The following is a 21,983-nucleotide window of genomic DNA, read 5'->3' as shown; positions in this document are numbered from 1 at the left end:
GTCCCGAAGGCCACGTCGCGGAGGCGATCGCAAAGGGATCCCCAAAACTGTCATCCCGGGCGTAGCGAAGCGAAGACCCGGGACCGCCGCAAGCGCCTGCGTCCACGCCCCGGTCCCGGATCTTCGCGCTGCGCGCTCGTCCGGGATGACAGCCGTCCAGGGCGAGCCCTACCCCGCCGCCATCTCGAAGATCGCCTCGCGCGCCAGGTCCGGGCGCTCCATCGGCAGGAAGTGGCCGGCGCCGGCGATCGTCTCGACCCGGATCAGCGGATGGCGGCGCATCACGCCCGCGCCGTCGCCGATGTGGCAGGTCGAGCCCTTCTCGGCCTTGAGGATCCGCGCCGGGCAGGCGATGCGGCCCATGGCCCGCCAGGGGTCGTGGGCCTGGGCGCTGTAGTTGGAGGCTTCCCAGGCCGGGGCGCAGGCCAGCTCGACCTTGCCGTCGTCGCGGTCCTTGAAGCCGCCGCCGACATAGTCGGCCAGCATGGTCTCGGGCCAGGTCCTGAACGCCCCCCGCCCGCGATAGGCGGTGAAGGCGGCCTCGCGGTTGTCGAACACGGCGCGGCGGCGCAAGGCGCCCTGCACCAACGGCAGATGCTTCCACAGCGCCCCGGACGTCCAGGGCATGTGGGCGTAGAAGGCCATGATCCGGGGCATGATCACCGGGTCCAGCAGCACCAGGCCGCGCACCTTGTCGGGCGCCGCGGCGGCGGCCAGCAGGCTGACGGTGGCGCCCATCGAGTGGCCGGCCAGCACCAGGGCGCCCTGGTCCAGGACGGTCAGCAGGGCCAGCAGGTCGTCGCGCAGGTCCAGCCAGTTCCGGCGGCGCTCCGGATTGGCCGCCAGCCGGCTGGAGCCGTGGCCGCGCTGGTCCACGGCCAGCACCCGCAGGCCGGCCGACAGCGGGGCCACCAGGGCGCGGTAGGTCTGGCCGTTGAAGCCGTTGGCGTGGACGAAGACCACGTCGACCGGCCGGTCGGCGGGGCCGAACTCCAGCACCGCCATCTCGCCGGCCCCGGCGCGGCTGGCGATCGGGATGAAGCGTCGGCGAGGCTCTCGAAAGACGGCCGCGTCCATGGCGGAAGGCTCCTGTTGCGGCGGCTGCCCCCTAAGTTAGGCGCGCGGCCGCGACATTGGGAGTCCGCACTTGCCCCCTACGGGCCTTCGGCCGTCTTCCCCCAAAGGGGGAAGAGCGCTCCGATGCGAAGGCTCCGCCCCCTATGGGGGCGGACAGGCGGCGAAGCCGCCAGGTGGGGGCAAGTGTCTAGGCCACGCTCAGACCGCGATCAGGCCGCCGTCAGCTGCCACTCGCCGCGGTCGTCCTTGCAGGCGCTGTAGCGCTCGGTCGTCGGGCGGTCGTTGCGGGTGCTGATCGAGGCGTTGATGATCCGGCAGCTGGGCTCGGGCCCATAGCCGCTCTGGTTCAGCAGCGCGGCCGAGACATAACCGACGCCGTAGCCGTCGCGGCCGACCAGCAGCCAGTTGCTGTTGGGCGCCCCGCCCAGCACCTCGACCCGCTGGCCGGCCGACAGCTTGCCCACCACCTTGCCGGTGGTCGACGGGCCCGAGCGCAGGTTGGCGGTCCCGCGGGCGGTATAGTCGCCGCCGACGGCGTCGTAGCTGCGCAGCACCTGGACGCCGCGCTCGAAGCGCAGGGTTTCGCCGCTGATCGGCGGGCCGTAGGACGAGGACACCACGTCGATGCGGCCCGAGGCGCCGGTGCGCGAGTTGCTCCAGCTCTCCGAGCGGCCGCTGTCCAGGGCGCGCTTGGTGGCCTGCTGGGCCATGGCCTGGTCGGTCGACTGCATGCGGCAGCCGATATAGGCCCCCGCCGCCGCCCCGGCCGCCGCGCCCAGCACGGTGCCCAGGGTCTTTTCGTTCTTGCTGACCGCGCGGCCGACCAGGGCCCCGGCGGCGGCGCCGATCAGGGCTCCGCCCTCCTGCTTCTTGCCCGAGCCTTCGCAGCCGAACAGGCCGCTGATCCCCTTGGACTGGGCCACCGCCGGCAGCGGCGCGGCGACCAGCGAGGCGAGAACGGCGCCGACGCTGAGCGCGGTGGCGATCGATTGTTTGGCCATGGGGGAAGGTCTCCTCTGGAAAGCGGCGGACCTTCGAAGGAAGGCCCGTTGGCGTCCGACGCCCCCGTGATACAGAGTGATCAACGATAAGGGAGAAACGAGCGTGCCGGACAAGCCAGACTATAGCTGCTTCGATGTCGAGATCGAGACAGGCGTGGCGCATCTGCGCCTGAAACGCCCCGAGGCCCTCAACACCATGACCCGGGCGTTCTGGAACGAGCTGCCGGCCATCGTCCGCGACATCGACGACAACGCCCGCGCCCGCTGCATCGTCATCTCCTCGACCGGCAGGCACTTCTGCGCCGGCATGGACCTGTCGGTGTTCACCGACGGCGAGGGCGTGACCGGGGGCGAGCCCGCCGACCGCTTCGTGGCCGCCGAGAGCTTCCGCCGCCACGTCCACCACCTGCAGGACACCTTCAGCTGCCTGGACGAGGCCCGCATGCCGGTGATCGCCGCCATCCAGGGCGGCTGCATCGGCGGGGCGGTCGACTTCGCCAGCGCCTGCGACATCCGCTACGCCAGCGCCGACGCCTTCTTCACGATCCACGAGATCAACATCGGCATGACCGCCGACGTCGGCACCTTCCCGCGCCTGTGCAAGCTGATCCCCGAGGGCTGGGTGCGCGAGCTGGCCTATACCGGCCGCCGCCTGCCCGCCGCCCGGGCCCGCGACATCGGCCTGGTCAACGAGGTGTTCGCCACCCATGAGGAGGTGGTCGCCCACGCCCTGGAGACCGCCCGCGAGATCGCCAGCAAGTCGCCCCTGGCCGTGGCCGGCAGCAAGGTGATGATCAACTACGCCCGCGACCACTCGATCAGGGACGGGCTGGACTACATCGCCACCTGGCAGACCGGCATGTTCTCGCCGCCGCACATGATGGAGGCCTTCCAGGCCAAGGCCCAGAACCGCGAGCCGGTCTATCCGGACCTCGTGCCGCTCAGGAAGCGGATGTAGGGGCCTTGGCGGGGAAGGCTCACGGCCTGCCCTAGCCTCCAGCCTCCTCCGGCAACTCCGCCTGGGTCAGGTCGCAACCGTCGAGCTTGGTCCGGGTCAGGTCGGCGTCGATCAGGCGCACGCGGCGGGCGTCGGCGCCGGTCAGGTCGGCGCCGTGCAGGGCGGCGCGGCTGAGGTCCGTCCGCAGGACGCGGCCCTGGGCGATGGTCAGCGGCCCCAGCCTGGCGCCGGAGAGGTCGGCCCGCGACAGCTGGGCCCCGACCAGCCGCGCGCCGCGCAGGTCGGCCCCCCGCAGGTTGACGCCACGCAGGTCGGCGTCGGACAGGTTGGCGCCCTGCAACTGGACGGCCTCCAGGTCCATGCCGAAGAAGATCGCGCCGGGCGCGGACAGGCCGGCCAGCCGCCGGCCGCGCAGCCGCCGCAGCGGCCGGAAATCGACCGCCGGGACCTTGGCCGGCGCGCCCTCGCGACCATCGCTGCCCACATACAGCTCGTGCGCCTCGAGGATCTCATGCAGGGGCGCGTCGTCGACATAGACGATCGGCGGCGGGGCGCGCAGCACCTGGGTCAGGTCCGCGCCCTCGAAGGTGGTCCCGGCCAGGTCGGCGCCGGTCAGCACCGCCCGGCGCAGCGAGGCTCCCCCGAGGTCGGCGTTGTAGAGATTGGCCCGGGACAGGTTGGCGCCGTCCAGGGTGGCGCGGTTCAGCCGGGCGCCCTTCAGGCTGACCCCGGCCAGGTCGGCGTCGGTCAGGTCGGCGACCCGGGCGAAGGCGCCGCCCACCTGGGCGCCGTCCAGCCGCGCGCCGCGGGTCAGGGCGTGCTCCAGCTCGCCCTGGCGCGTCCGGTGCCGCAGGATCCGGAAGCCGTCGACGCTGTCCTGGGTGGCGATGACGCCCTCGCGCAGGTCGCAGCCCGACAGGTCGGCCCCGCCGAGATTGGCGCCGCGCAGGCAGGCGCCGCGCAGGTCGCAGCGCGACAGGTTGGCCTCGCGCAGGTCGGCGTCGCGCAGGTCGGCGCCGTAGAGGGTGGCGCGGGTCAGGACCGCGCGCGCCAGCAGGGCGCCGGCCAGGCGCACGCCGGTCAGGTCGGCCTCGGACAGGTCGACGCCCTCCAGGTCGACATTGTCGAGATCCACGTAGGAAAGATTGGCGCGGACGCCCGCCGGCAGCCCCTTCAGGTAGCGCAGGTGCGCCGTGACCGCGGCCTTCAGCGCGGCGGGCGCGAGGGTGCGGATCAGCGGGGGCTGGGGAGATCGATCGGATAGGGCGGGGGCGGACATGCGACGGCGCTCGTTTTCGGCGAACCGTGTCATGCGACCTTTAAGGAAACGTTCAGTTTATCCCGAAACCTCAGAGCCATCCGCGTCGCCTGAACCACAGCAGGGGCCCGGCCGCGGCGATGAACATCAGCGCCAGGGCGAACGGATAGCCGTGCAGCCAGTTCAGCTCGGGCATGTGGGCGAAGTTCATGCCGTAGATCCCCGCCACCAGGGTCGGGGGCAGGAACACCACCGAGAACACCGAGAAGATCTTGAAGATCGCGTTCTGCTCGATGTTGATCAGGCCCAGGGCCGCGTCGAGCAGGAAGGTGATGTTGCCCGACAGATAGCCCGAATGGTCGGTGAGCGACTGGACGTCGCGCTGCAGCGACTTGAGGTGTTCGCGCAGTTCCTTGTCGCCCTCGAACTGGTCGGCCAGGGAGGCGAAGCTGAGCAGGCGGGCCAGGCTGACCAGGCTGTCGCGGGCCTTGGAATTGACGATCTGGGCCCGGCCCAGGCGGTTGAGGATCGCTTCGAAGGCCCCGCCGCGCGGGCGGCTGAAGATGATCCGCGACTGGGTCTCGACCTCGCCGGCGGTGCGCTCGAGGATGTCGGCGGTGCGGTCGATCACCGCGTCCAGCAGGCCCAGGAAGGTCTGGGCGCCGCCCGGGCACAGGCTGGGCTGGCGTTCGGCCTGGGCGGCGAACACGGCGAACGACTTGGGCTCGACATAGCGGATGGTCACCAGCCGGTCGCCGGTCAGCACGAAGGTCACCGGCGCGGCGGTCGGCAGGTCGCCGTCGGCGTTGACCAGCACCGTGGCGGTCATGAAGGTGCCGCCGTCCTCCTGGTACAGGCGCGAGGAGGCCTCGATCTCGGCCATTTCCTCGCGGGTGGGCAGCAGCAGGCCGATCGACTTCTCGACCGCCACTTCCTCGGCGCGGGTGGGGCTGACCAGCTCGATCCACACCGCGTCGGCGGGCAGCGCCCAGTCGGGCGTCAAGCCGCCGGGCTCGAAACCCGGCGCGCCATGGCGCAGCACCCTCAGCATGGGATATCAGCTCTGTTCACGCCCTGGGCATGACCCAGAGCGCGCACGGCGTCAACGCGGAGCTTGCGGCTTGTCGGCGTCCTGCGCCTGGCCCGAGGACTGGGACTGCGAGATCAGGGCCGCGATGCGGTCGGTCGAATCGGCGGCCTGGTTGATCATGTCCAGCGGCGAGCTGGCCCGAACCGAGGCGGCGACCTGGTTGGCGGCCGACTTGGCCAGCGAGACGGCGGCGTTCTGGGCCAGGGCCAGCTTGCTGGTCGCGGCGGCGATCGTGACCGCCTGGTTGTTCTGGTAGATGAAGCCGTGGGTCGGATAGACGGTCGAGCCGAGATCGCGGATCGGGTCGTACCAGACCTTGACCTGGCTCCAGTCGCCGGCCGGCGAGACGTCGACGACGGTGACGTCCTTCTCGATCTGGCCGCGGCCGCCGTCGATGATCGACCAGTTGGCGTGGGTGACCTGGATCACGCGATCGGTCAGCACCTGGCTGACGAAGGCGACGTGGCCGAGGTTCATGCGGCCGGTGGGCTTGAAGCAGAGCACGGCGCCGGCCCGGGGCACGAAGCCCGTGTCGTACTTGCCGACGGCCTGGCTCCACCATGTGCGGGCGTCGCCGAAGATCTGGATGCCCGACATCAGACGCGCGAACGGGACGCATTGCCAGTACCCGTCGGCCACCGCGCCGGACATCGGCACGAGGCTGATCATGGCGGCGGCGGCCAGGGAACCCCAGAGGGTTCTCGTCCGTTTCGTCATGCTGTGGGTACTCCCCCGCGTCACTGGGCTAAGGGATAACCCTCTCAGGGAAATATGAAAAGTCTGTTTATCAGGCTTCCGCCGTGGCAGGACGTCGCCCTCGCCAGTCCTTCGCCCAAGCTTTCATCCGCTCGCGCGCCGGCTTTTCGATGATGTGATACGACATCGCCGACAGCGGGACCAGTGCGGCGACAATCAACAGCCAAGCATAGAGCGGCAACTGATCCCCCTCGATGTTCAGAAGCTTGAGCGCGGCATTGACCGCCAGGATCTTCCAGGGGATGCAGATCATGTAGGTCGAGTAGCTGATCTCGCCCAGATACACGAGCGGAGCCTGGCTCGCGAAGCCCGAGCCGGCCGCGGCCAGGGCCGCCAGCATGACGATCAGCGCCCCCAGGGTCATGACGATGACCGGGTCCGGCGCCCCGAAATGCACCGCCAGCAGCACCGCGGCGCCCGCCAGACAGGCGCCCAGGCCCGAGAAACGCCCGGTAACGGCGCCCGAGCGCCACAGGGCGTGCAGGGCGCAGCCATAGGCGAAGCACGGGACGATGCGCAGGAAGCCCCAGCGGATGGTCGCCTCGGTCAGGGGAAAGCCCGCCAGCCTCTGGAAGACCGGATAGAGGGCGGCGATCAGGACCAGGGCCAGGCCCACGGCCAGGCGCGGCCGGTCACGAAGCCGCCAGGCGGCCCAGGCGAAGGCCGGGAAGCTGAGATAGGCGAACCACTCGGCCGAGATCGACCACGACGGATGGTTCCAGCCCGACACCGGCGCGAAACCCCAGGCCTGGACCAGCAGCAGGTTGGCCGGCAAGGCGCTCCAGGCCAGCATGTTCTGGTCGACGGCGACGCCCGCCACGCCCGCCGCGGCGGCCATCAGCCCGACGCCCGCCAGGGTGACCAGGTGCAGCGGATAGACCCGCGCCAGCCGGTTCCACAGGAAGTCGCCGTAGCGGAACGTCCCGCTCCCGACGCCCTGCAGATAGACGTGGCACAGGATGAAGCCCGACAGGGTGAAGAACGCCTCGACCCCCAGATAGCCCTTGCCGATCATCGCCGGCGGAACCGCCGCCGAGAGGTTCGGCCAATAGTGGAACATCACCACCCAGAACGCGGCGAAGAAGCGAAGGGCCGTCAGGGGCTTGATATTGGCGGCGTCTGGCATCATCTCGACTCTCGGTTTGGCGAAGCCTGGGGGCTTCCGTCGCGTTCCTTGCATGAACGGCGCCTACGGAGGGGTAGGCGATGACGCGTTTTCCGAACCTGAGCTTAGATCGGTACGATGAACGAACTCCTTCACCTCGCTGCGGACCCAGCCGCCTGGGCCGCCCTGGTCACGCTGATCGTCATGGAAGTCGTGCTTGGCATCGACAACCTGGTGTTCATCTCCATCCTCTCCAACAAGCTGCCGCCCGAACAGCGCCAGAGGGTGCGCCGGATCGGCATCTCCCTGGCCCTGATCATGCGGCTGGCGCTGCTGTCGACCATCGCCTTCATCGTGGGCCTGACCGCCCCGGTGTTCGACCTGGGCCTGGCCGGCCCGCTGTCGCACGGCGAGCCCACCTTCGAGACGGCCTTCTCCTGGCGTGACCTGATCCTGATCGCCGGCGGCCTGTTCCTGATCTGGAAGGCCACCAAGGAGATCCACCACAATGTCGATCCCGACGCCGACGAGTCCGCGCCGGACGTCAAGACCGCGGCGATCTCGAACGTCGGCGGGGCGATCTTCCAGATCATCCTGCTGGACATCGTGTTCTCGATCGACTCGATCCTGACCGCCGTGGGCATGACCGACCACCTGCCGATCATGGTCGTCGCCGTGATCGTCGCGGTGACCGTGATGCTGCTGGCCGCCGACCCGCTGGGCAACTTCATCAACAACAACCCCACCGTGGTCATGCTGGCCCTGGGCTTCCTGCTGATGATCGGGGCCGTGCTGATCGCCGAGGGCTTCGGGGTGCACGTGCCCAAGGGCTACATCTACGCCGCCATGGCCTTCTCGGCCGGGGTGGAAGGCCTGAACATGCTGTCGCGGCGCAAGGGCGCGAAGAAGGAATAGCCTTCACGCCCTGCGCGCTCACTTGCCCCCTACTGGCCTTCGGCCGTCTTCCCCCATAGGGGGAAGAGCCTGACGCACGAGGCTCCGCCCCCTATGGGGCGGACAGACCGCGAAGCGGTCAGGTGGGGGCAAGCGGGGGTCAGGCAAAGCCGAACCGGCTGGGTTCTACAAGAAACTGTAAGGATCCACGTCGAACACCACCCGCACGGAGTTCGGGACCTTGGCCCGGGCCCGCCAGGCGGCCAGGAAGCCCTGCAGGTCCACCGAGCGATCGGCCCGGACCAGGAACCGCTTCCTCCGCCGTCCCCGCACCAGGGCCAGGGGCGCGTCGGCCGGGCCGAACACCTCGACCCCGTCGGCATTGGGCGTGGCGGCCGCCAGGGCGTTGCAATAGGCCTCCAGGGCCACGGGGTCCGGTCCCGAGGCGATCACCGCCGCCAGCCGTCCGAACGGCGGCAGGCCGGCCTCCTGGCGCATGGCCATCTCGGCCTCGACGAAGGCGTCGCGGTCCTGGGCCTTCAGGGCCTGCAGCACGCCGTGCTCCGGCGCATAGGTCTGCAGCAGCGCCCGCCCCGGCTTTTCGTGCCGCCCGGCCCGGCCGGCGGCCTGGGCCAGCAGCTGGAAGGTCCGCTCGCCGGCCCGCAGGTCGCCGCCGCGCAAGGACAGGTCGGCGTCGACCACGCCCACCAGGGTCAGGTTGGGGAAGTTGTGGCCCTTGGCGGCCGCCTGGGTGGCCACCAGGATGTCGATCTCGCCGGCCGCCATGCTGTCGACCAGGGCCCGGGCCCCGGCCGCGTCGAACACCGTGTCGGACGAGAACACCGCGATCCGCGCGTCGGGGAACAGGTGGCGGGCCTCCTCCTCGACCCGTTCCACGCCGGGGCCGATCGAGGTCAGGCTGTCCTTGGCCCCGCAGTGCGGGCAGGCCTCGGGCTTCTTCATCGAAAAGCCGGTCAGGTGGCAGACCAGCCGGCCGGTATAGCGGTGCTCGACCAGCCAGCTGTCGGTGTCGGGCGACTTCATCTTCTCGCCGCAGGCCTTGCACAGCACCAGCGGCGCATAGCCCCGGCGATTGAGGAACAGCAGGCTCTGCTCGCCGCGCGACAGGGCCACCGACACCGCCTTGACCAGCGGCGGCGACAGCCAGCGGCCCGGCTCGGGCGGGGTCTCGCGCATGTCGATCAGGCCGATGTCGGGCAGCTGGGCCGCGCCGTGGCGGGCGCTGAGCCGCAGCCAGCGATAGCGGCCGGCCTGGGCGTTCCACAGGCTCTCCAGCGACGGGGTGGCCGAGGCCAGCACCACCAGCGCGCCCTCGATCTTGGCGCGGGCCACGGCCAGGTCGCGGGCCTGGTAGATGAAGCCCTCCTCCTGCTTGAACGAGCCGTCGTGCTCCTCGTCGACGACCACCAGCCGCAGCTTGCGGAACGGCAGGAACAGGGCCGAGCGGGCCCCGACCACGATCCGCGCCGCACCGGTGGCCACGCCCTCCCAGGCCCGCCGGCGCCGGGGCGGCGAGACGGCCGAGTGCCACTCGACCGGGGCGACGCCGAACCGGGCCTCGAAGCGGGCCAGCACCGCCTGGGTCAGGGCGATCTCGGGCAGCAGGATCAGCACCTGGCTGTCGGGGTCGGCGGCCAGGGCGGCGGCCACGGCCTCCAGATAGACCTCGGTCTTGCCCGAGCCGGTCACCCCGTCCAGCAGGGCGGCCTGGAAGCCGCCGGCCGCCAGCATCTCGCCCAGCACGTCGGCCGAGGCCTGCTGGCTGGGATTGAGCGCCTGGGACGGGCGCGACAGGTCCGGCTGCGGAAAGCGGGTGTCGGGTTCGATCCAGGTGACGGCCAGCACGCCCTCGTCGACCAGGCCCTTGACCACGCCGGCCGAGACCCCGGCGGCGGTCGCCAGGACGCCGGTCGCCATCGGCCCCGCCTCGGCCGCCGCCAGCACCTTCAGCCGCGCGGGGGTCATGCGGGCCGGCTGGGCGCCGGTCAGGACCAGGGCCTTGTCGGGCTTGGCGGCCGGATGGCGCAGGCCGCGCAGGGCCATGGCCAGGGGCCAGCCGGGAACATCCACCGAATAGCGCGCCGCCCACTCCACGAAGGCCAGGACGCCGGGCGGCAGCGGCGGGTCGTCGACCCGCTCCAGGACCGGCTTGAGCGGCCGGTTGCCGCCCGTCCCGTCGCGCAGGGCGGTGACCACGCCGCGAATCACCCGCGGGCCCAGCGGCACGGTCACGTGGTCGCCGACCCTGAGGTCCAGGCCCTCCGGCTCGGCGTAGTCGAACGCCTCGGGCAGCGGCATGGGCAGCAGGACGGAGGCGATGCGGGGCATGGGACCTGACATGGGGGACGATCGGTTCTGCCCTGGAAACGTCGGAAGGTCGAGAGGCGGCGGGGCGGCCATCAAGCGGCTGTTAACCGAACTGGGGCTTCATCGATCGGTCCCCCAACACATGGGGACGGCCCGAGTAACGGAGTAGACCCGCCCCATGACCGACGCGACGCAAGCCAGACTGTTTCCGGCGGTCGACCCGGCGCTCGTCCGCGACTTCCTGAGGGCCGAGCCTGACTTCCTGCGCCAGGATCCCGACCTGCTCAGCGACCTGGGCCTGCGCCCCGACGCCAGCAACATCGTCGACTTCGGCCCCGCCGCCCTGGCCCGGGTCTCGGCCGCCCACGAGCGCGAGGCCCTGGTCCGCCGCCAGATCGAGGCCACGGCGCGCGCCAACTTCTCGGCCCAGGCCCAGACCCACGCCGCGGTGATCGACCTGCTGGACGCCCGCAACCATTCCGACCTGGCCCGCCGGGTCGACGAGATGGCCATCCTGCGCTTCGGCCTGGCCGCCGGGGTGATGGTGCTGGAAGGCCCCGGCCGCGTCCCCGCCGGCTGGCACGCCCTGATCGCCGGCCAGATCGACATGACCATGGGCGACCACGGCGTCGCCCGCATGGGCTTCCACGCCCCGGCCCTGGGCCTGTTCGGCGACCGCGTCGGCGAGATCCGGAGCATGGCCCTGGTCCGCATGGCCCTGTGGGAGCCCTCCCGCCAGGGCCTGCTGGCCTTTGGCTCGGCCGACCCCGAGGGCTTCACGGCCGACATGGGCTCGGAGCTGGTCGCCTTCCTGGCCCGCGTCGTCGAACGCACGGCCGAACGCTGGCCGGTGCTGTGACCCTTCTCCTCCCCCGAGAAACGGGGGAGGTGGCGCGTCGCCATCAGCGACGTGACGGAGGGGGCGTCCCAGCGTCGATCGCCCTGCCCTCCAACGCCCCCTCCGTCACGATGCGTATTCGCATCGCGCCACCTCCCCCGCTTCGCGGGTGAGGAGATGAACGCCCGCGCCGCCCTCGCCGACTGGCTGGACCACCTGGCTCTCGAGCGGCGCGCCTCGCCGCGCACGGTGCGGGCCTATGGCGACAACGTCCTGGCCTATCTGAACTTCCTGGAGCGCCATCGCGGCGAGACCCTGTCGGTCGCCGACCTGGGCGGGATCACCGCGGCCGAGCTGCGCGCCTACCTGGCCTTCCGCCGCGAGCCCCCCTCTTCCCGGGAAGGCGACGACCGCGAGGGCCTGTCGCCCCGGTCGCTGTCGCAGAGCCTGTCGTCGATCCGCGCCTTCCACCGCTATCTCGACCACCGGCTGGACACCCCCAACGCCGCCATCGGCCTGGTGCGGGGACCCCGCATCAAGGTCGGCGCGCCCCGCCCCGTCTCCGAGGACCAGGCCCACGGCCTGATCGCCGAGCTGTCGCTGGACCCCGACCGCGAGGACTGGGAAGTGGCCCGCGACGAGGCCGTGCTGACCCTGCTGTGGGGCTGCGGCCTGCGGATCTCCGAGGGCCTGTCCCTGGCCCGCCGCGACGCGCCCCTGGCCGACAGCCTGCGGATCACCGGCAAGGGCGGCAAGACCCGGGTCGTGCCGGTGCTGGATATCGTCCGTGAGCGGATCGACCTCTATCTGGCGGCCCTGCCCTTCGCCCTGCAGCCCGACGACCCGCTGTTTCGCGCCCGGCGCGGCGGGCCGCTGTCGCCGCGCCATGTCCAGGCCACGATGCAGACCCTGCGAAGCCGCCTGGGCCTGTCGGACCGGGCCACGCCCCACGCCCTGCGCCACTCGTTCGCCACCCACCTGCTGGGCGCGGGCGCCGACCTGCGTTCCATCCAGGACCTGCTGGGCCACGCCTCGCTGTCGACCACCCAGCGCTACACCCAGGTGGACGCCGCCGGCCTGCTGGCGGCCTATGGCAAGGCCCATCCGCGGGCGTGAGGCCCTCCCAATATTCCGCTCATCCCGGCATTCGCCGGGATGAGCGGAGTTTTAGAGATCCCTGGCCTCCAGCTCGGCCAGCAGCGCCGCCAGCCGGTCGGCCTCGGCCTGGACCTCCGCCGCCACGAACGGCTGGGGCAGATCCGTCCGCGCGGTCAGCGGCGAGGCCACCCGCACCAGATTGACCGCCTCGTTCGGATCCCGCTCCAGGTCGTACATCTCCCATTCCTGAGGCGCCTGGTCGGACGGGTCGAAATAGCGGCTGAGCTTGTGGCGCGCGGTGCGCACGCAGCGCACGTGGTTGGGCTGGCGCACCGCGCCCGGCGCCAGGTTCACGGCCGGGTGCTCCTCGTTCACCGTGGCGACCACCCGCTTGTAGACCTCGAACTCCTTGTCGCACTTGAGGTTGGCCGGGTCGTCGTTGGAGGCTGACGGGGCGGTGATCTCGTCGTCGGTGATGAACAGCACGCCCTGGCGTTCGCGGCCGTCCGGCTCGACCACGCGGTGCGTCTCGCCCTTCAGCAGGCCCGACAGGTCCACGCCCGGCAGGGGCGGCACGGGACGGTGACGGCCCAGGCCCTCGGCGATCGTCGCCCGCTGCTGCGGCGTCACCCCGGCCAGGCCCAGCACGGTGGGCAGGATGTCGATGTGGCTGGTCAGGGCGTCGATCTGGCGCGGCGTGAAACCCAGCGGCCCCTCGCCCGTCCCCGGCTCGTCCTCGACCACCTTGGTCGACGGCGGGAAGCGCACGATGACCGGCACGTGCAGGGCCTCCTGGTAGGCCGTGTGCCACTTCTCGATCATCATGCCGTGGGCCGCGCCGTATTCTCCGTGGTCGGCCAGGAAGATGACGATGGTGCTCTCGGCCTGGCCGGTGTCCTCCAGCGCCTTCAGGACCGCCGCCACATGGACGTCGACGATCGAGTGCAGCCAGGCATAGAGCTGCAGGAACTCCAGGGCGTAGCGCTCGGGCTCGTCGCTGAGCTGGAACGGCAGCACGCCGTTCAGGGCCTGCTGGACCGCGATCTGCATGGACTGCTCATCGTCCAGCAGGTCGCCCTTCGCCAGATTGGGGAACTTGTCGTCGACCTTGGTCTTGGCGGTGCTGACGATGTTGAAGCCGGTCTTGGCGTTCAGGGCCAGGCCCACCTTGTAGGCGTAGTCGTGCTGGCAGCTGGGCTTGTCGGCCAGGGACTCGTTCTGGGTGGGCGAGGGCCGGGCGCAGTCCTGCGGGAAGCCCCGTTCGTTGAGCGGGATCTGGATCGTGCCGGCGGTCGGCGGCGGCGTCTTCTGGCCGATCGTCGGCGTGGTCAGCGGACCGAAGATCGACTGCGTGCCCGAATTGTCCGGGGTCGGCAGGGCCTGGGCGATCACCGCCGGATAGGTGGCGATGTCGTGGGGATTGGTGAACGAGGCGACCGCGAACCAGGGCGGGATCGCGTCGACGTCGGGTCCGCTGGCGTAAGGGTCCTGGGCCTGCTCGACGGCCTGGGCGCGGTTGTAGTTCAGGGCCAGGGCCTTGCGGCGGATAAAGGCGCAGGCCTGGTCGGTGAAGCCGGCGTCGCGATAGATCCCCAGATTGTTGATCGCCGCCCCGTGGGGCTCGGGATAGGACTCCTCCCAGTCGTCGAAGCCGTAGCGGTCCAGCGAGTGCTCGGGCGGGTTGCTGACGTGCCACTTGCCGAAATAGTGGGTGGTGTAGCCGGCCGCGCGCATCCAGGTCCCCAGGGTGGGAACGCCGTCGGCCGCCAGCCAGGGGAAGTTGTAGGAATCCCCGCTCTTGAACAGGCCGTCGGTCTGGGTGACCCCGGTCCTAGTCCCGTACTGGCCGGTATAGATCACCGCCCGGCTGGGCGTGCAGGCGCTGGCGGCGATGGTGTGGTTGCGCAGCAGCGCCGCGTTCTCGCGCAGCGCCAGCAGGCCGGGGAAGTACTGGGCGTAGGGGTTGTCGGGGTCATCCTCGCGCTGGAACCCGAGGATCCGCTTCAGCGGCTCGTCGAAGCCCGCCTCCGCCCCATAGGAGAACCTTGGAAACCGGTACTGGTCACAGGTGATCAGCAGGATGTTGGGCCGGTTCGCCTGGGTCATGGTGCCCTCCCCTTCGCGCGCCGAACAGCGAAGCTTGAAGAATACACGATAAGGTTGCTAAGTCGATTCACGATTATCTAGAGGTGCACGCCTTCCGGAAGCGCCGCCGTCACGCTGTGACATTCCGTCGCCCGAAGCGGCCAAAACCTGGCGGTTAACTGCACTTTTACGGCCCGGGCGCCTTCTGGAGGCCAAGACCGGAGCCCGTCCCATCTTTTTGGGCCCGACCGGACACGGGGTTAGAGATGAAGTTCGAAGATCTGAAGATCTCCACCAAGGTGGCCCTGCCAGCCGTCATCCTGACCGTGGTCGCCCTGGCGATCACCGGCGTCGGCGCCTGGCAGGCGCAGGTCGCGGAAGCCGCCACCAAGGTGCTGGTCGAGCAGCGCGCGCCCGCCGCGCTGGAAGGTGCGCGCTTCAACCGCCGGGTCGTGACCATCGGCTACGCCGCCTACCGCACGATCGCGAACAACGCGGCCTCGACCGAAGCGAAGGACGCCAGCGCCGAGATCGACAGCGCCTACAAGGAGGGCAAGCTCGCCCTCGGCAAGATCAAGGCCGCCGACCCCGCCGCCGCCAAGAAGGTCGCCGACTTCCAGGTTCGCCTGGACCGCATCTATTCCAGCGCCCGCCAGGGCGCGGACCTGGGCCTGCAGGACGCCAACGACGCGGCCAAGATGGTCATGGCCGTGATCGACCCGGACATCGCCAGCCTGAGCAAGGACGTCTCGACCTTCACCAACACCCACAGCGACGAGACCCGCGCGATGGTGGCGCAGGCCGCCGACCACGCGCAGACCGGCATGGTGATGACCATCGCCTTCGGCCTGATCGCCTCGGCCGCCGCCCTGGTCTTCGCCCTGTGGATCGGCCGCACGAAGATCGCCGCGCCGCTGAGCAACCTGGCGCGCACCATGGAAGTGCTGGCTCAGGGTTCGGTCGACGTCGAGGTGGTCGGGGCCCAGCGCAAGGACGAGGTCGGCGCCATGGCCCGTTCGGTCCAGGTGTTCAAGGACAACGCCCTGGCCCTGCGCACCGCCGAGGCCGCCCAGCAGCGCGCCGCCGCCGAGACCGAGGCCGAGCGCCGCCGCAACCAGGAGACCGCCGAGGCCGCCGCCCGCGAGCAGGCCTTCGTCATGGAGCACATCGCCACCGGCCTGAACCGCCTGGCCGACGGCGACCTGACCTATCGCGTCGACGCCCAGTTCCCGCCGGCCTACCAGCGCCTGCAGAGCGACTTCAACGGCGCCATCACCCAGATGGAAGAGGCGATGCGCACCATCGTCCACGCCGCCAACAGCATCGGTTCGGGCTCGGACGAAATCGCCTCGGCCGCCGACGACCTGTCGCGCCGCAGCGAACAGCAGGCCGCCAGCCTGGAGGAGACCGCCGCCGCCCTGGACGAGATCACCGCCACGGTGAAGCGCTCGTCGGCCGGCGCCGTCGAAGCCTCGCGCGTCGTCACCTCGACCCGTTCGGACGCCGAACGCTCGGCCGTGGTGGTGCGCGGCGCCGTCGACGCCATGAACCAGATCGAGAAGTCGTCGCAGTCGATCAGCCAGATCATCGGCGTCATCGACGAGATCGCCTTCCAGACCAACCTGCTGGCCCTGAACGCCGGCGTGGAAGCGGCCCGGGCCGGTGACGCGGGCCGAGGCTTCGCGGTCGTCGCGCAAGAAGTGCGGGCCCTGGCGCAACGCTCGGCCGACGCGGCCAAGGAGATCAAGACCCTGATCTCGACCTCCTCGCAGCAGGTCAGCCAGGGCGTGTCGATGGTCGGCCAGACCGGCGAGGCCCTGCAGGCCATCGTCGGCAAGGTCAGCGAGATCGACGGCCTGGTCAGCGAGATCGCCGCCTCGGGCTCGGAACAGGCCACCGGCCTCAACCAGGTCAACGCCGCCGTCAACCAGATGGACCAGACGGTGCAGCAGAACGCCGCCATGGTCGAGCAGTCCACCGCCGCCAGCCACGCCCTGAAGGGCGAGGCCAACGGCCTGATGCAGATGATCGGGCGTTTTCAAGTGAGCGGCGCCAGCGCCGCGGTGCGCGCCACCACCCGCCGCGCCACGCCGCCGACCCAGGTGACCCGTCCGGCCCCGCGCCCGGCTGTCGCCCCGGCCACGACCGCCAACCGCCCCGGCGCCAACCCGGTCGGCGCCGCCCAGGCCAAGCTGGCCGCCTTCGTCGGCTCGGCCCAGCCCAGCAGCGACGACTGGGAAGAATTCTAGGGTTCAGTCGCGTACCGCCCTCGCGTGACGGGGGCGTCTCCTCCCCGCGAGGACTTCAGGAAGCCCCGCCGGATCGCCCCCGGCGGGGCTTTTTCCTTGATCCGGTGAGCGCGCCTCTTTCGTTCTCGAACGATCGCCCCCAGGTCCGCTCACCCCGGCGAACGCCGGGGCCCGGATCCCGTAGCGACGGGGATGATTGGACAAGCTCGGCGCTCCTGGCGTCAGCCCAGAGCTATTCCATCCGGGTCCCGGCATTCGCCGGGATGAGCGGATTCATGGGGAGCGGCAGCCGCCCTAACGTCCGACGTTGAACCGAACCGTGGACGACACCGGACAGCCGTCGACACTGCGCAGCACCGTCAAGGTGTGATTGGCCTGCGGCAGGTCGCCCAGCTTCTTGACCGCAGCGCGGGTCGCGGGCTCGGCGTCGACGGCCAGTTCGACGCCCGATTTCTGGCAGGCCGCGCGCGCCTTGAGGGTGGCGCGAACCTCTTTCATGGAACGATAGAACGTCGTCTGGCCCGCGCCCATCGGGTCACCCAGCGCGGGCGGGGCCGGCGTCGGCGCGGCCTGGACGGCGGACGCCAGCAGCAGGGCGGACAAAAGCATGGCGGGGCTCCGTTTTCGAAACCCCGCCACTCTACGTCCGATCGAGCCAAGGCGCTCGTTAACTCTTGGACAGCAGGCCTTAGGCCTGCATCGTCCAGCCTTCGACGCCCATGGCCGCCTGGCGGAAGGCTTCCGAGCGGGTGGGGTGCGGGTGGCAGGTGCGGGCGACGTCTTCCGACGAACCGCCGAACTCCATGGCCACGCAGATCTCGGCGATCATGTCGCCGACGTTCGGACCCACGGCGTGGGCGCCCAGGATGCGGTCGGTCTTGGCGTCGGCCAGCACCTTCACGAAGCCGTCGGTCTCGTGGTTGATCTTGGCGCGGCTGTTGGCCAGGAACGGGAACTTGCCGACCTTGTAGGCGACGCCCGCGGCCTTCAGGTCGTCTTCCGTCTTGCCGACGGTGGCGACTTCCGGCTTGGTGTAGATGACGCCCGGGATGATGTCGTAGTTCACGTGGCCGGCCTTGCCCGCGATCAGCTCCATGCAGGCCACGGCCTCGTCCTCGGCCTTGTGGGCCAGCATCGGGCCGCTGGTCACGTCGCCGACGACCCAGACGCCCGGGGCGGTGGTCTTGTAGTGGTCGTTGGCGATCACGCCGCGCTTGTCGGGGACGATGCCGACCGTCTCCAGGCCCAGGCCTTCCGTGAACGGGCGACGGCCGATGGCCACCAGCACGTAGTCGGCCTGCAGGGTCTCGGCGTCGCCGCCGGCCACGGGCTCCAGCGTCAGCTGCACCTGCTTGTCGGTGGCCGTGGCGCCGGTGACCTTGGAGGCCAGCTTGAACTTGAAGCCCTGCTTGGTCAGGATCTTCTGGAAGGCGTTGGCCACCTCGGTGTCGGTGCCCGGCAGGATGCGGTCCAGGAACTCGACCACGGTCACCTCGGCGCCCAGGCGCTTCCAGACCGAGCCCAGCTCCAGGCCGATGACGCCGGCCCCGACCACGATCAGGCTCTTGGGCGCCTCGGGCAGCGACAGGGCGCCGGTCGAGTCGACGATGCGCTTGTTGTCGATGGTCACGCCGGGCAGCGGGGTGGGCTCCGAGCCGGTGGCGATGACGATGTTCTTGGTCTCGAGCACGGTTTCCGAACCATCCTCGGCCTTGACCACCACCTTGCCGGGCCCGTCGATGCGGCCCCAGCCCTTGATGTAGTCGACCTTGTTCTTCTTCATCAGGAACTCGACGCCCTTGGTCAGGGCTTCGACGCTCTCGGCCTTCTGGGCCATCATCTGCACCAGGTTCAGCTTCGGCTTGACCTCGATGCCCAGCTTGGCGAACTCGCCGCCGCTGGCGGCTTCGAACATCTCCGAGGCGTGCAGCAGCGCCTTGGACGGCATGCAGCCGACGTTCAGGCAGGTGCCGCCCAGCTTGCCGCGCCCTTCGACGATGGCGGTCTTCAGACCCAGTTGCCCGGCGCGGATCGCGCCGTTGTAGCCGCCGGGGCCGCCCCCGATGATGACGACGTCGTATTGAGCCATGGATCTTCGCCTTGAGACGCGCCACGTTCGGCGCCGGACAGAAAATGGGGCCTGTCCCCCGGTTTCCCAAGGGTGACTTGGGAGGGTGACTGGGCGCGCGGCTACTCCTAGCGCCTCTGCCTCAGGGATCAACCCAACAGGTGGGTTAAAGGCCCAGTTCGTGGGGTTTTGCCCCCTTCGGCCGCCCGGAGCCGAGCTCGATCAGGGCATGGCCGACGCCGCGCCGATCCCGGCATAGGCCAGCCAGGACCAGATCAGGCTCAGCAGGCTGAGGCCGCTGACCACGACCAGCACCACCATGACGCCGGTCACGGCGGCGCCGCGACGGCGGCCCACGACCAGGAAGCCGGCGGCCCAGCCGAAGACCAGGGTCAGCAGCAGCGCCAGCCCGGTCCGCGCGAGGCCGGCTCCGGGCGGCGGCCGGGACCGCGCCACGACCGGCTCCTCCTGCTCGTCCTCCTCGGGCTCCAGGGGCGGTGGGGCGGCGGCGCGCAGTTCGCCGATCAGGGCCTTGGCCTCGGCCGCCTGGCCTTCCGGCGCCCACAGGCGGAAACCGCCCATGGCGATGGTCATGATGAAGTCCGCCCCGCCCCAGTATTCGTTCTGGACCAGCACCTGCACGCCCTCGGCCCTCAGGCGCGACGCGGCGATCTGGGCCTCGGCCAGGTCGGCGAAACGGGCGACTTCCTTCAGGCTCATGCGACGCCTCCTTCGGCGAAGCCTGACCGAGAAACGTCGTGACCTCAAGGATGCGGCGGCGAGACCCCGTGGCGGGCGGCCAGCACGCGGGTGATCGGGCCCTCGTTGGTGGCGAACCACAGGTCGCCGACCCGCTGGAGGTCGCCGTCACGCAGGTCCGGATGCGCGAACCGCTCGGCCAGGATCAGGGTCGGCAGGTTCTGATGGGCCTCGCCCAGCAGATCGACCATCGGGCGGCGCGGGCGCTCATAGGGCAGGTAGGCGATGTCGAGCGCCTCGCGGACGGCCGGGTAGTAGCCCAGGAAGCCCTCCACGGCGGCGCAGGCCATGCAGAACCACGGGCGGTCCTGGTCGATCCAGTCGGGACGCAGAAGGAACAGGCGGTCGCGGGCCTGGGTCATGGCTGGCTCCAATCCTGGATTTCCAGGCCTTCGACGCGCGAGAACTCGGCCAGGTTCGAGGTGACCAAGGTCCAGCCTCGCGCCAGGGCCTGGCCGGCGATCAGGACGTCGTAGGGACCGATGGAACCGCCGTGCGGCCTGAGCCTGGCGCGGATCCCCGCCGCCGCCACGACGTCGGCTTCGTTCAGGGGCTCGACAACGACCTCGTCCAGGATTTCGGCGACGTTCAGGCCCTCGGCGGCGGGATCGCGGCTGAGCGCCACCCCGAATTGCAGCTCATGATAGACGATCAGCGAGGTCACCAGGATTTCACCCGCCAGGATCGCCCTGTCCCGACGCTGTCGAACGACAGGTTTGCGCCCCCGGATCAGGTCGACGAAGACGTTGGTGTCCAACGCCAGGGTCACCAGAACGCCCGTTCCTGCTCCGGCGGCTGTTCGCGGTCCGGAAAATCGCCGCCGCCACGCGCGTCGATGCGCGCCCACATGGCGTCGAGATCGGCCTGGGTGCGGGGCGACTTGGCGGCGACGGGCTCGAGGATCACCGCGTCGCCCTCGCGACGGACGGTCACCTCCGCGCCCTCGAACCGAAAGGCCTTGGGCAGGCGGACGGCCTGGCTGCCCCCGTGGGTGAAGAGCTTGGCGCGCGGCAGCCCAGGATCGAGCTTGGTCATGGCGACCTCGATGTATCTACTGGCCATAGATACATCAAAGCCGCGTCCGCCTCAAACGCCGCCTCGCCACAACGAAAAAGGGGCCGCTCGCGCGACCCCTTCCCGTATTCTCGCCGATCGGCTTGAAGCGACTACAGCTCCAGCAGCAGGCGCTGCGGGTCTTCCAGGGCTTCCTTGACCTTCACGAGGAAGGTCACCGCGCCCTGGCCGTCGACCACGCGGTGGTCGTAGCTCAGCGCCAGGTACATCATCGGGCGCACCTCGATCTTGCCGCCGACCACCATGGCCCGCTCCTTGATCGCGTGCATGCCCAGGATGCCCGACTGCGGCGCGTTGAGGATCGGGGTCGACATCAGCGAGCCGTAGATGCCGCCGTTGGTGATGGTGAAGGTGCCGCCCTGCATGTCCTCGATGGCCAGCTGGCCGTCGCGGGCCTTCTTGCCCAGGCCGCCGATGGCCTTCTCGATCTCGGCCAGGCTCAGGGCGTCGGCGTCGCGGACGACCGGAACGACCAGGCCCTTGTCGGTGCCGACGGCCACGCCGATGTCGTAGTGGTTCTTGTAGACGATGTCCTGGCCGTCGATCTCGGCGTTGACGTCCGGCACGGCCTTCAGGGCGGCGACCACCGCCTTGGTGAAGAACGACATGAAGCCCAGCTTCACGCCGTGCTTCTTCTCGAACACGTCCTTGTACTGGTTGCGCAGGGCCATCACCGCCGTCATGTCGACCTCGTTGAAGGTCGTCAGCATGGCGGCGTTGTTCTGGGCTTCCTTCAGGCGACGGGCGATCGTCTGGCGCAGGCGCGTCATCTTCACGCGTTCTTCGCGCTCGTGGATCGGACGCGGCGCGGTCGGCGCGGCGGCGGGGGCCGGGGCGTTGGCGCGGGCTTCCAGGGCGGCCAGGGCGTCGCCCTTGGTCACCCGGCCGTCCTTGCCGGTGCCGGCGACCTTGGACAGGTCGAGATTGTTCTCGGCGGCGATGCGGGCCGGGGCCGGGCTGACCGGGGCCGCGGCGGCCGGGGCCGGAGCCGCCGGAGCCGGAGCGGGCGCCGGGGTCGGAGCGGGAGCGGCCTTCGGCGCGGGGGCGGCCGGAGCGGCGGTCGCGGCGCCGCCTTCGCTCACCACGCCCAGGACCGTGCCCGGAACCACGGTGGCGCCTTCCTCGGCGCTGATCGAGGCCAGGACGCCGTCGGCCGGAGCCACGACCTCGAGGCTGACCTTGTCGGTCTCCAGCTCGACGAGCAGTTCGTCCTTCTTCACCGCCTCCCCGGCCTTCTTGGTCCAGCGGGCCACCGTCGCTTCGGTGACGGATTCGCCGAGGGCGGGGGTCATGATGTCGGCCATGTGGGGTTCCGATGTCTCTTGTTTGGTCCGGGCGGATTAGG

At 70.4% G+C, this 21,983-nt stretch carries 20 protein-coding genes; 5 read left to right on the top strand and 15 right to left on the bottom strand.

Annotated features, from left to right (window positions below; genetic code table 11):
* Nucleotides 1-168: 168 nt before the first annotated feature.
* Both AC07NX_RS07155 and AC07NX_RS07150 read right to left on the bottom strand, forming a co-directional pair.
* Complete coding sequence (locus AC07NX_RS07155; RefSeq protein WP_494640340.1) at nucleotides 169-1,077, bottom strand: alpha/beta fold hydrolase; 909 nt, start codon at nucleotides 1,075-1,077, stop codon at nucleotides 169-171.
* A 209-nt stretch (nucleotides 1,078-1,286) separates the two neighbouring features.
* On the bottom strand, nucleotides 1,287-2,078 hold the full coding sequence (locus tag AC07NX_RS07150; protein WP_494640338.1) for an SH3 domain-containing protein: 792 nt from the start codon (nucleotides 2,076-2,078) through the stop codon (nucleotides 1,287-1,289).
* Nucleotides 2,079-2,181: 103 nt separating this feature from the next.
* Between AC07NX_RS07150 and AC07NX_RS07145 the strand changes: the two genes are divergently transcribed.
* Nucleotides 2,182-3,036, top strand: a complete 855-nt coding sequence (locus AC07NX_RS07145; RefSeq protein WP_494640336.1) for a crotonase/enoyl-CoA hydratase family protein — start codon at nucleotides 2,182-2,184, stop codon at nucleotides 3,034-3,036.
* Between the two features lie 31 nt (nucleotides 3,037-3,067).
* On the opposite strand, the gene AC07NX_RS07140 is transcribed toward AC07NX_RS07145, so the two are convergent.
* From AC07NX_RS07140 to AC07NX_RS07125, 4 genes are all read right to left on the bottom strand, one after another.
* Nucleotides 3,068-4,315, bottom strand: coding sequence for a pentapeptide repeat-containing protein (locus AC07NX_RS07140; RefSeq protein ID WP_494640334.1), 1,248 nt, complete (start codon nucleotides 4,313-4,315; stop codon nucleotides 3,068-3,070).
* Between the two features lie 70 nt (nucleotides 4,316-4,385).
* Nucleotides 4,386-5,345 carry a magnesium transporter CorA family protein gene (locus AC07NX_RS07135; RefSeq protein WP_494640332.1) on the bottom strand — a complete coding sequence of 320 codons (960 nt, stop codon included), beginning with the start codon at nucleotides 5,343-5,345 and terminating at the stop codon, nucleotides 4,386-4,388.
* Nucleotides 5,346-5,396: 51 nt separating this feature from the next.
* Entirely contained in the window at nucleotides 5,397-6,101 is a 705-nt protein-coding gene (locus AC07NX_RS07130; RefSeq protein ID WP_029589304.1) for a CHAP domain-containing protein, read from the bottom strand.
* Between the two features lie 70 nt (nucleotides 6,102-6,171).
* Complete coding sequence (locus tag AC07NX_RS07125; RefSeq protein ID WP_494640465.1) at nucleotides 6,172-7,266, bottom strand: acyltransferase family protein; 1,095 nt, start codon at nucleotides 7,264-7,266, stop codon at nucleotides 6,172-6,174.
* 117 nt (nucleotides 7,267-7,383) lie between these two features.
* Between AC07NX_RS07125 and AC07NX_RS07120 the strand changes: the two genes are divergently transcribed.
* Entirely contained in the window at nucleotides 7,384-8,160 is a 777-nt protein-coding gene (locus AC07NX_RS07120; protein WP_494640330.1) for a TerC family protein, read from the top strand.
* A 165-nt stretch (nucleotides 8,161-8,325) separates the two neighbouring features.
* On the opposite strand, the gene AC07NX_RS07115 is transcribed toward AC07NX_RS07120, so the two are convergent.
* Entirely contained in the window at nucleotides 8,326-10,488 is a 2,163-nt protein-coding gene (locus AC07NX_RS07115) for a primosomal protein N' (protein WP_494640328.1), read from the bottom strand.
* Between the two features lie 157 nt (nucleotides 10,489-10,645).
* Here AC07NX_RS07115 and AC07NX_RS07110 point away from each other — a divergent pair, with 157 nt between their 5' ends.
* Together AC07NX_RS07110 and AC07NX_RS07105 are read left to right on the top strand one after the other, a co-directional pair.
* A complete protein-coding gene (locus tag AC07NX_RS07110; RefSeq protein WP_494640326.1) occupies nucleotides 10,646-11,326 on the top strand; it encodes a DUF484 family protein in 681 nt (226 codons plus the stop codon).
* A 156-nt stretch (nucleotides 11,327-11,482) separates the two neighbouring features.
* On the top strand, nucleotides 11,483-12,421 hold the full coding sequence (locus AC07NX_RS07105) for a tyrosine recombinase XerC (protein ID WP_494640324.1): 939 nt from the start codon (nucleotides 11,483-11,485) through the stop codon (nucleotides 12,419-12,421).
* Nucleotides 12,422-12,472: 51 nt separating this feature from the next.
* Here the strand turns inward: AC07NX_RS07105 and AC07NX_RS07100 are convergent, their stop codons facing one another.
* Complete coding sequence (locus tag AC07NX_RS07100) at nucleotides 12,473-14,509, bottom strand: sulfatase-like hydrolase/transferase (RefSeq protein WP_494640322.1); 2,037 nt, start codon at nucleotides 14,507-14,509, stop codon at nucleotides 12,473-12,475.
* Nucleotides 14,510-14,754: 245 nt separating this feature from the next.
* Between AC07NX_RS07100 and AC07NX_RS07095 the strand changes: the two genes are divergently transcribed.
* Nucleotides 14,755-16,737, top strand: coding sequence for a methyl-accepting chemotaxis protein (locus tag AC07NX_RS07095; protein WP_494640320.1), 1,983 nt, complete (start codon nucleotides 14,755-14,757; stop codon nucleotides 16,735-16,737).
* 294 nt (nucleotides 16,738-17,031) lie between these two features.
* On the opposite strand, the gene AC07NX_RS07090 is transcribed toward AC07NX_RS07095, so the two are convergent.
* The 7 genes from AC07NX_RS07090 to odhB all read right to left on the bottom strand — a co-directional run bounded on the left by AC07NX_RS07090 (nucleotide 17,032) and on the right by odhB (nucleotide 21,942).
* A complete protein-coding gene (locus AC07NX_RS07090; protein ID WP_494640318.1) occupies nucleotides 17,032-17,346 on the bottom strand; it encodes a hypothetical protein in 315 nt (104 codons plus the stop codon).
* Between the two features lie 79 nt (nucleotides 17,347-17,425).
* Entirely contained in the window at nucleotides 17,426-18,826 is a 1,401-nt protein-coding gene (gene lpdA, locus AC07NX_RS07085; protein ID WP_494640316.1) for a dihydrolipoyl dehydrogenase, read from the bottom strand.
* 201 nt (nucleotides 18,827-19,027) lie between these two features.
* Entirely contained in the window at nucleotides 19,028-19,525 is a 498-nt protein-coding gene (locus tag AC07NX_RS07080; RefSeq protein ID WP_494640314.1) for a putative signal transducing protein, read from the bottom strand.
* Nucleotides 19,526-19,569: 44 nt separating this feature from the next.
* Nucleotides 19,570-19,926 (bottom strand): DUF3088 family protein, encoded by a 357-nt coding sequence (locus tag AC07NX_RS07075; RefSeq protein ID WP_494640312.1) that lies wholly within the window; start codon nucleotides 19,924-19,926, stop codon nucleotides 19,570-19,572.
* Nucleotides 19,923-20,333, bottom strand: coding sequence for a type II toxin-antitoxin system VapC family toxin (locus tag AC07NX_RS07070; RefSeq protein WP_494640310.1), 411 nt, complete (start codon nucleotides 20,331-20,333; stop codon nucleotides 19,923-19,925). Before AC07NX_RS07070 ends, AC07NX_RS07075 begins: the two co-directional genes overlap by 4 nt.
* Nucleotides 20,330-20,626, bottom strand: a complete 297-nt coding sequence (locus tag AC07NX_RS07065) for an antitoxin (protein WP_494640308.1) — start codon at nucleotides 20,624-20,626, stop codon at nucleotides 20,330-20,332. Before AC07NX_RS07065 ends, AC07NX_RS07070 begins: the two co-directional genes overlap by 4 nt.
* A gap of 104 nt (nucleotides 20,627-20,730) precedes the next feature.
* Complete coding sequence (gene odhB, locus AC07NX_RS07060) at nucleotides 20,731-21,942, bottom strand: 2-oxoglutarate dehydrogenase complex dihydrolipoyllysine-residue succinyltransferase (RefSeq protein WP_494640306.1); 1,212 nt, start codon at nucleotides 21,940-21,942, stop codon at nucleotides 20,731-20,733.
* Nucleotides 21,943-21,983: the final 41 nt, after the last annotated feature.

The sequence above is a fragment of the Caulobacter sp. GW821-FHT09A05 genome (genome assembly GCF_059418465.1).
Note: the sequence above shows the minus strand (reverse complement) of the source record. Positions and strands in the feature narration are given on the sequence as shown.

Excerpts from the sequence above, each read along its gene's own strand:
- AC07NX_RS07155 (WP_494640340.1), bottom strand. The coding sequence starts at position 1,077 with ATGGACGCGGCCGTCTTTCGAGAGCCTCGCCGACGCTTCATCCCGATC.
- AC07NX_RS07150 (WP_494640338.1), bottom strand. The coding sequence starts at position 2,078 with ATGGCCAAACAATCGATCGCCACCGCGCTCAGCGTCGGCGCCGTTCTC.
- AC07NX_RS07140 (WP_494640334.1), bottom strand. The coding sequence starts at position 4,315 with ATGTCCGCCCCCGCCCTATCCGATCGATCTCCCCAGCCCCCGCTGATC.
- AC07NX_RS07135 (WP_494640332.1), bottom strand. The coding sequence starts at position 5,345 with ATGCTGAGGGTGCTGCGCCATGGCGCGCCGGGTTTCGAGCCCGGCGGC.
- AC07NX_RS07130 (WP_029589304.1), bottom strand. The coding sequence starts at position 6,101 with ATGACGAAACGGACGAGAACCCTCTGGGGTTCCCTGGCCGCCGCCGCC.
- AC07NX_RS07125 (WP_494640465.1), bottom strand. The coding sequence starts at position 7,266 with ATGCCAGACGCCGCCAATATCAAGCCCCTGACGGCCCTTCGCTTCTTC.
- AC07NX_RS07120 (WP_494640330.1), top strand. The coding sequence starts at position 7,384 with ATGAACGAACTCCTTCACCTCGCTGCGGACCCAGCCGCCTGGGCCGCC.
- AC07NX_RS07115 (WP_494640328.1), bottom strand. The coding sequence starts at position 10,488 with ATGCCCCGCATCGCCTCCGTCCTGCTGCCCATGCCGCTGCCCGAGGCG.
- AC07NX_RS07110 (WP_494640326.1), top strand. The coding sequence starts at position 10,646 with ATGACCGACGCGACGCAAGCCAGACTGTTTCCGGCGGTCGACCCGGCG.
- AC07NX_RS07105 (WP_494640324.1), top strand. The coding sequence starts at position 11,483 with ATGAACGCCCGCGCCGCCCTCGCCGACTGGCTGGACCACCTGGCTCTC.
- AC07NX_RS07100 (WP_494640322.1), bottom strand. The coding sequence starts at position 14,509 with ATGACCCAGGCGAACCGGCCCAACATCCTGCTGATCACCTGTGACCAG.
- AC07NX_RS07095 (WP_494640320.1), top strand. The coding sequence starts at position 14,755 with ATGAAGTTCGAAGATCTGAAGATCTCCACCAAGGTGGCCCTGCCAGCC.
- AC07NX_RS07090 (WP_494640318.1), bottom strand. The coding sequence starts at position 17,346 with ATGCTTTTGTCCGCCCTGCTGCTGGCGTCCGCCGTCCAGGCCGCGCCG.
- lpdA (WP_494640316.1), bottom strand. The coding sequence starts at position 18,826 with ATGGCTCAATACGACGTCGTCATCATCGGGGGCGGCCCCGGCGGCTAC.
- AC07NX_RS07080 (WP_494640314.1), bottom strand. The coding sequence starts at position 19,525 with ATGAGCCTGAAGGAAGTCGCCCGTTTCGCCGACCTGGCCGAGGCCCAG.
- AC07NX_RS07075 (WP_494640312.1), bottom strand. The coding sequence starts at position 19,926 with ATGACCCAGGCCCGCGACCGCCTGTTCCTTCTGCGTCCCGACTGGATC.
- AC07NX_RS07065 (WP_494640308.1), bottom strand. The coding sequence starts at position 20,626 with ATGGCCAGTAGATACATCGAGGTCGCCATGACCAAGCTCGATCCTGGG.
- odhB (WP_494640306.1), bottom strand. The coding sequence starts at position 21,942 with ATGGCCGACATCATGACCCCCGCCCTCGGCGAATCCGTCACCGAAGCG.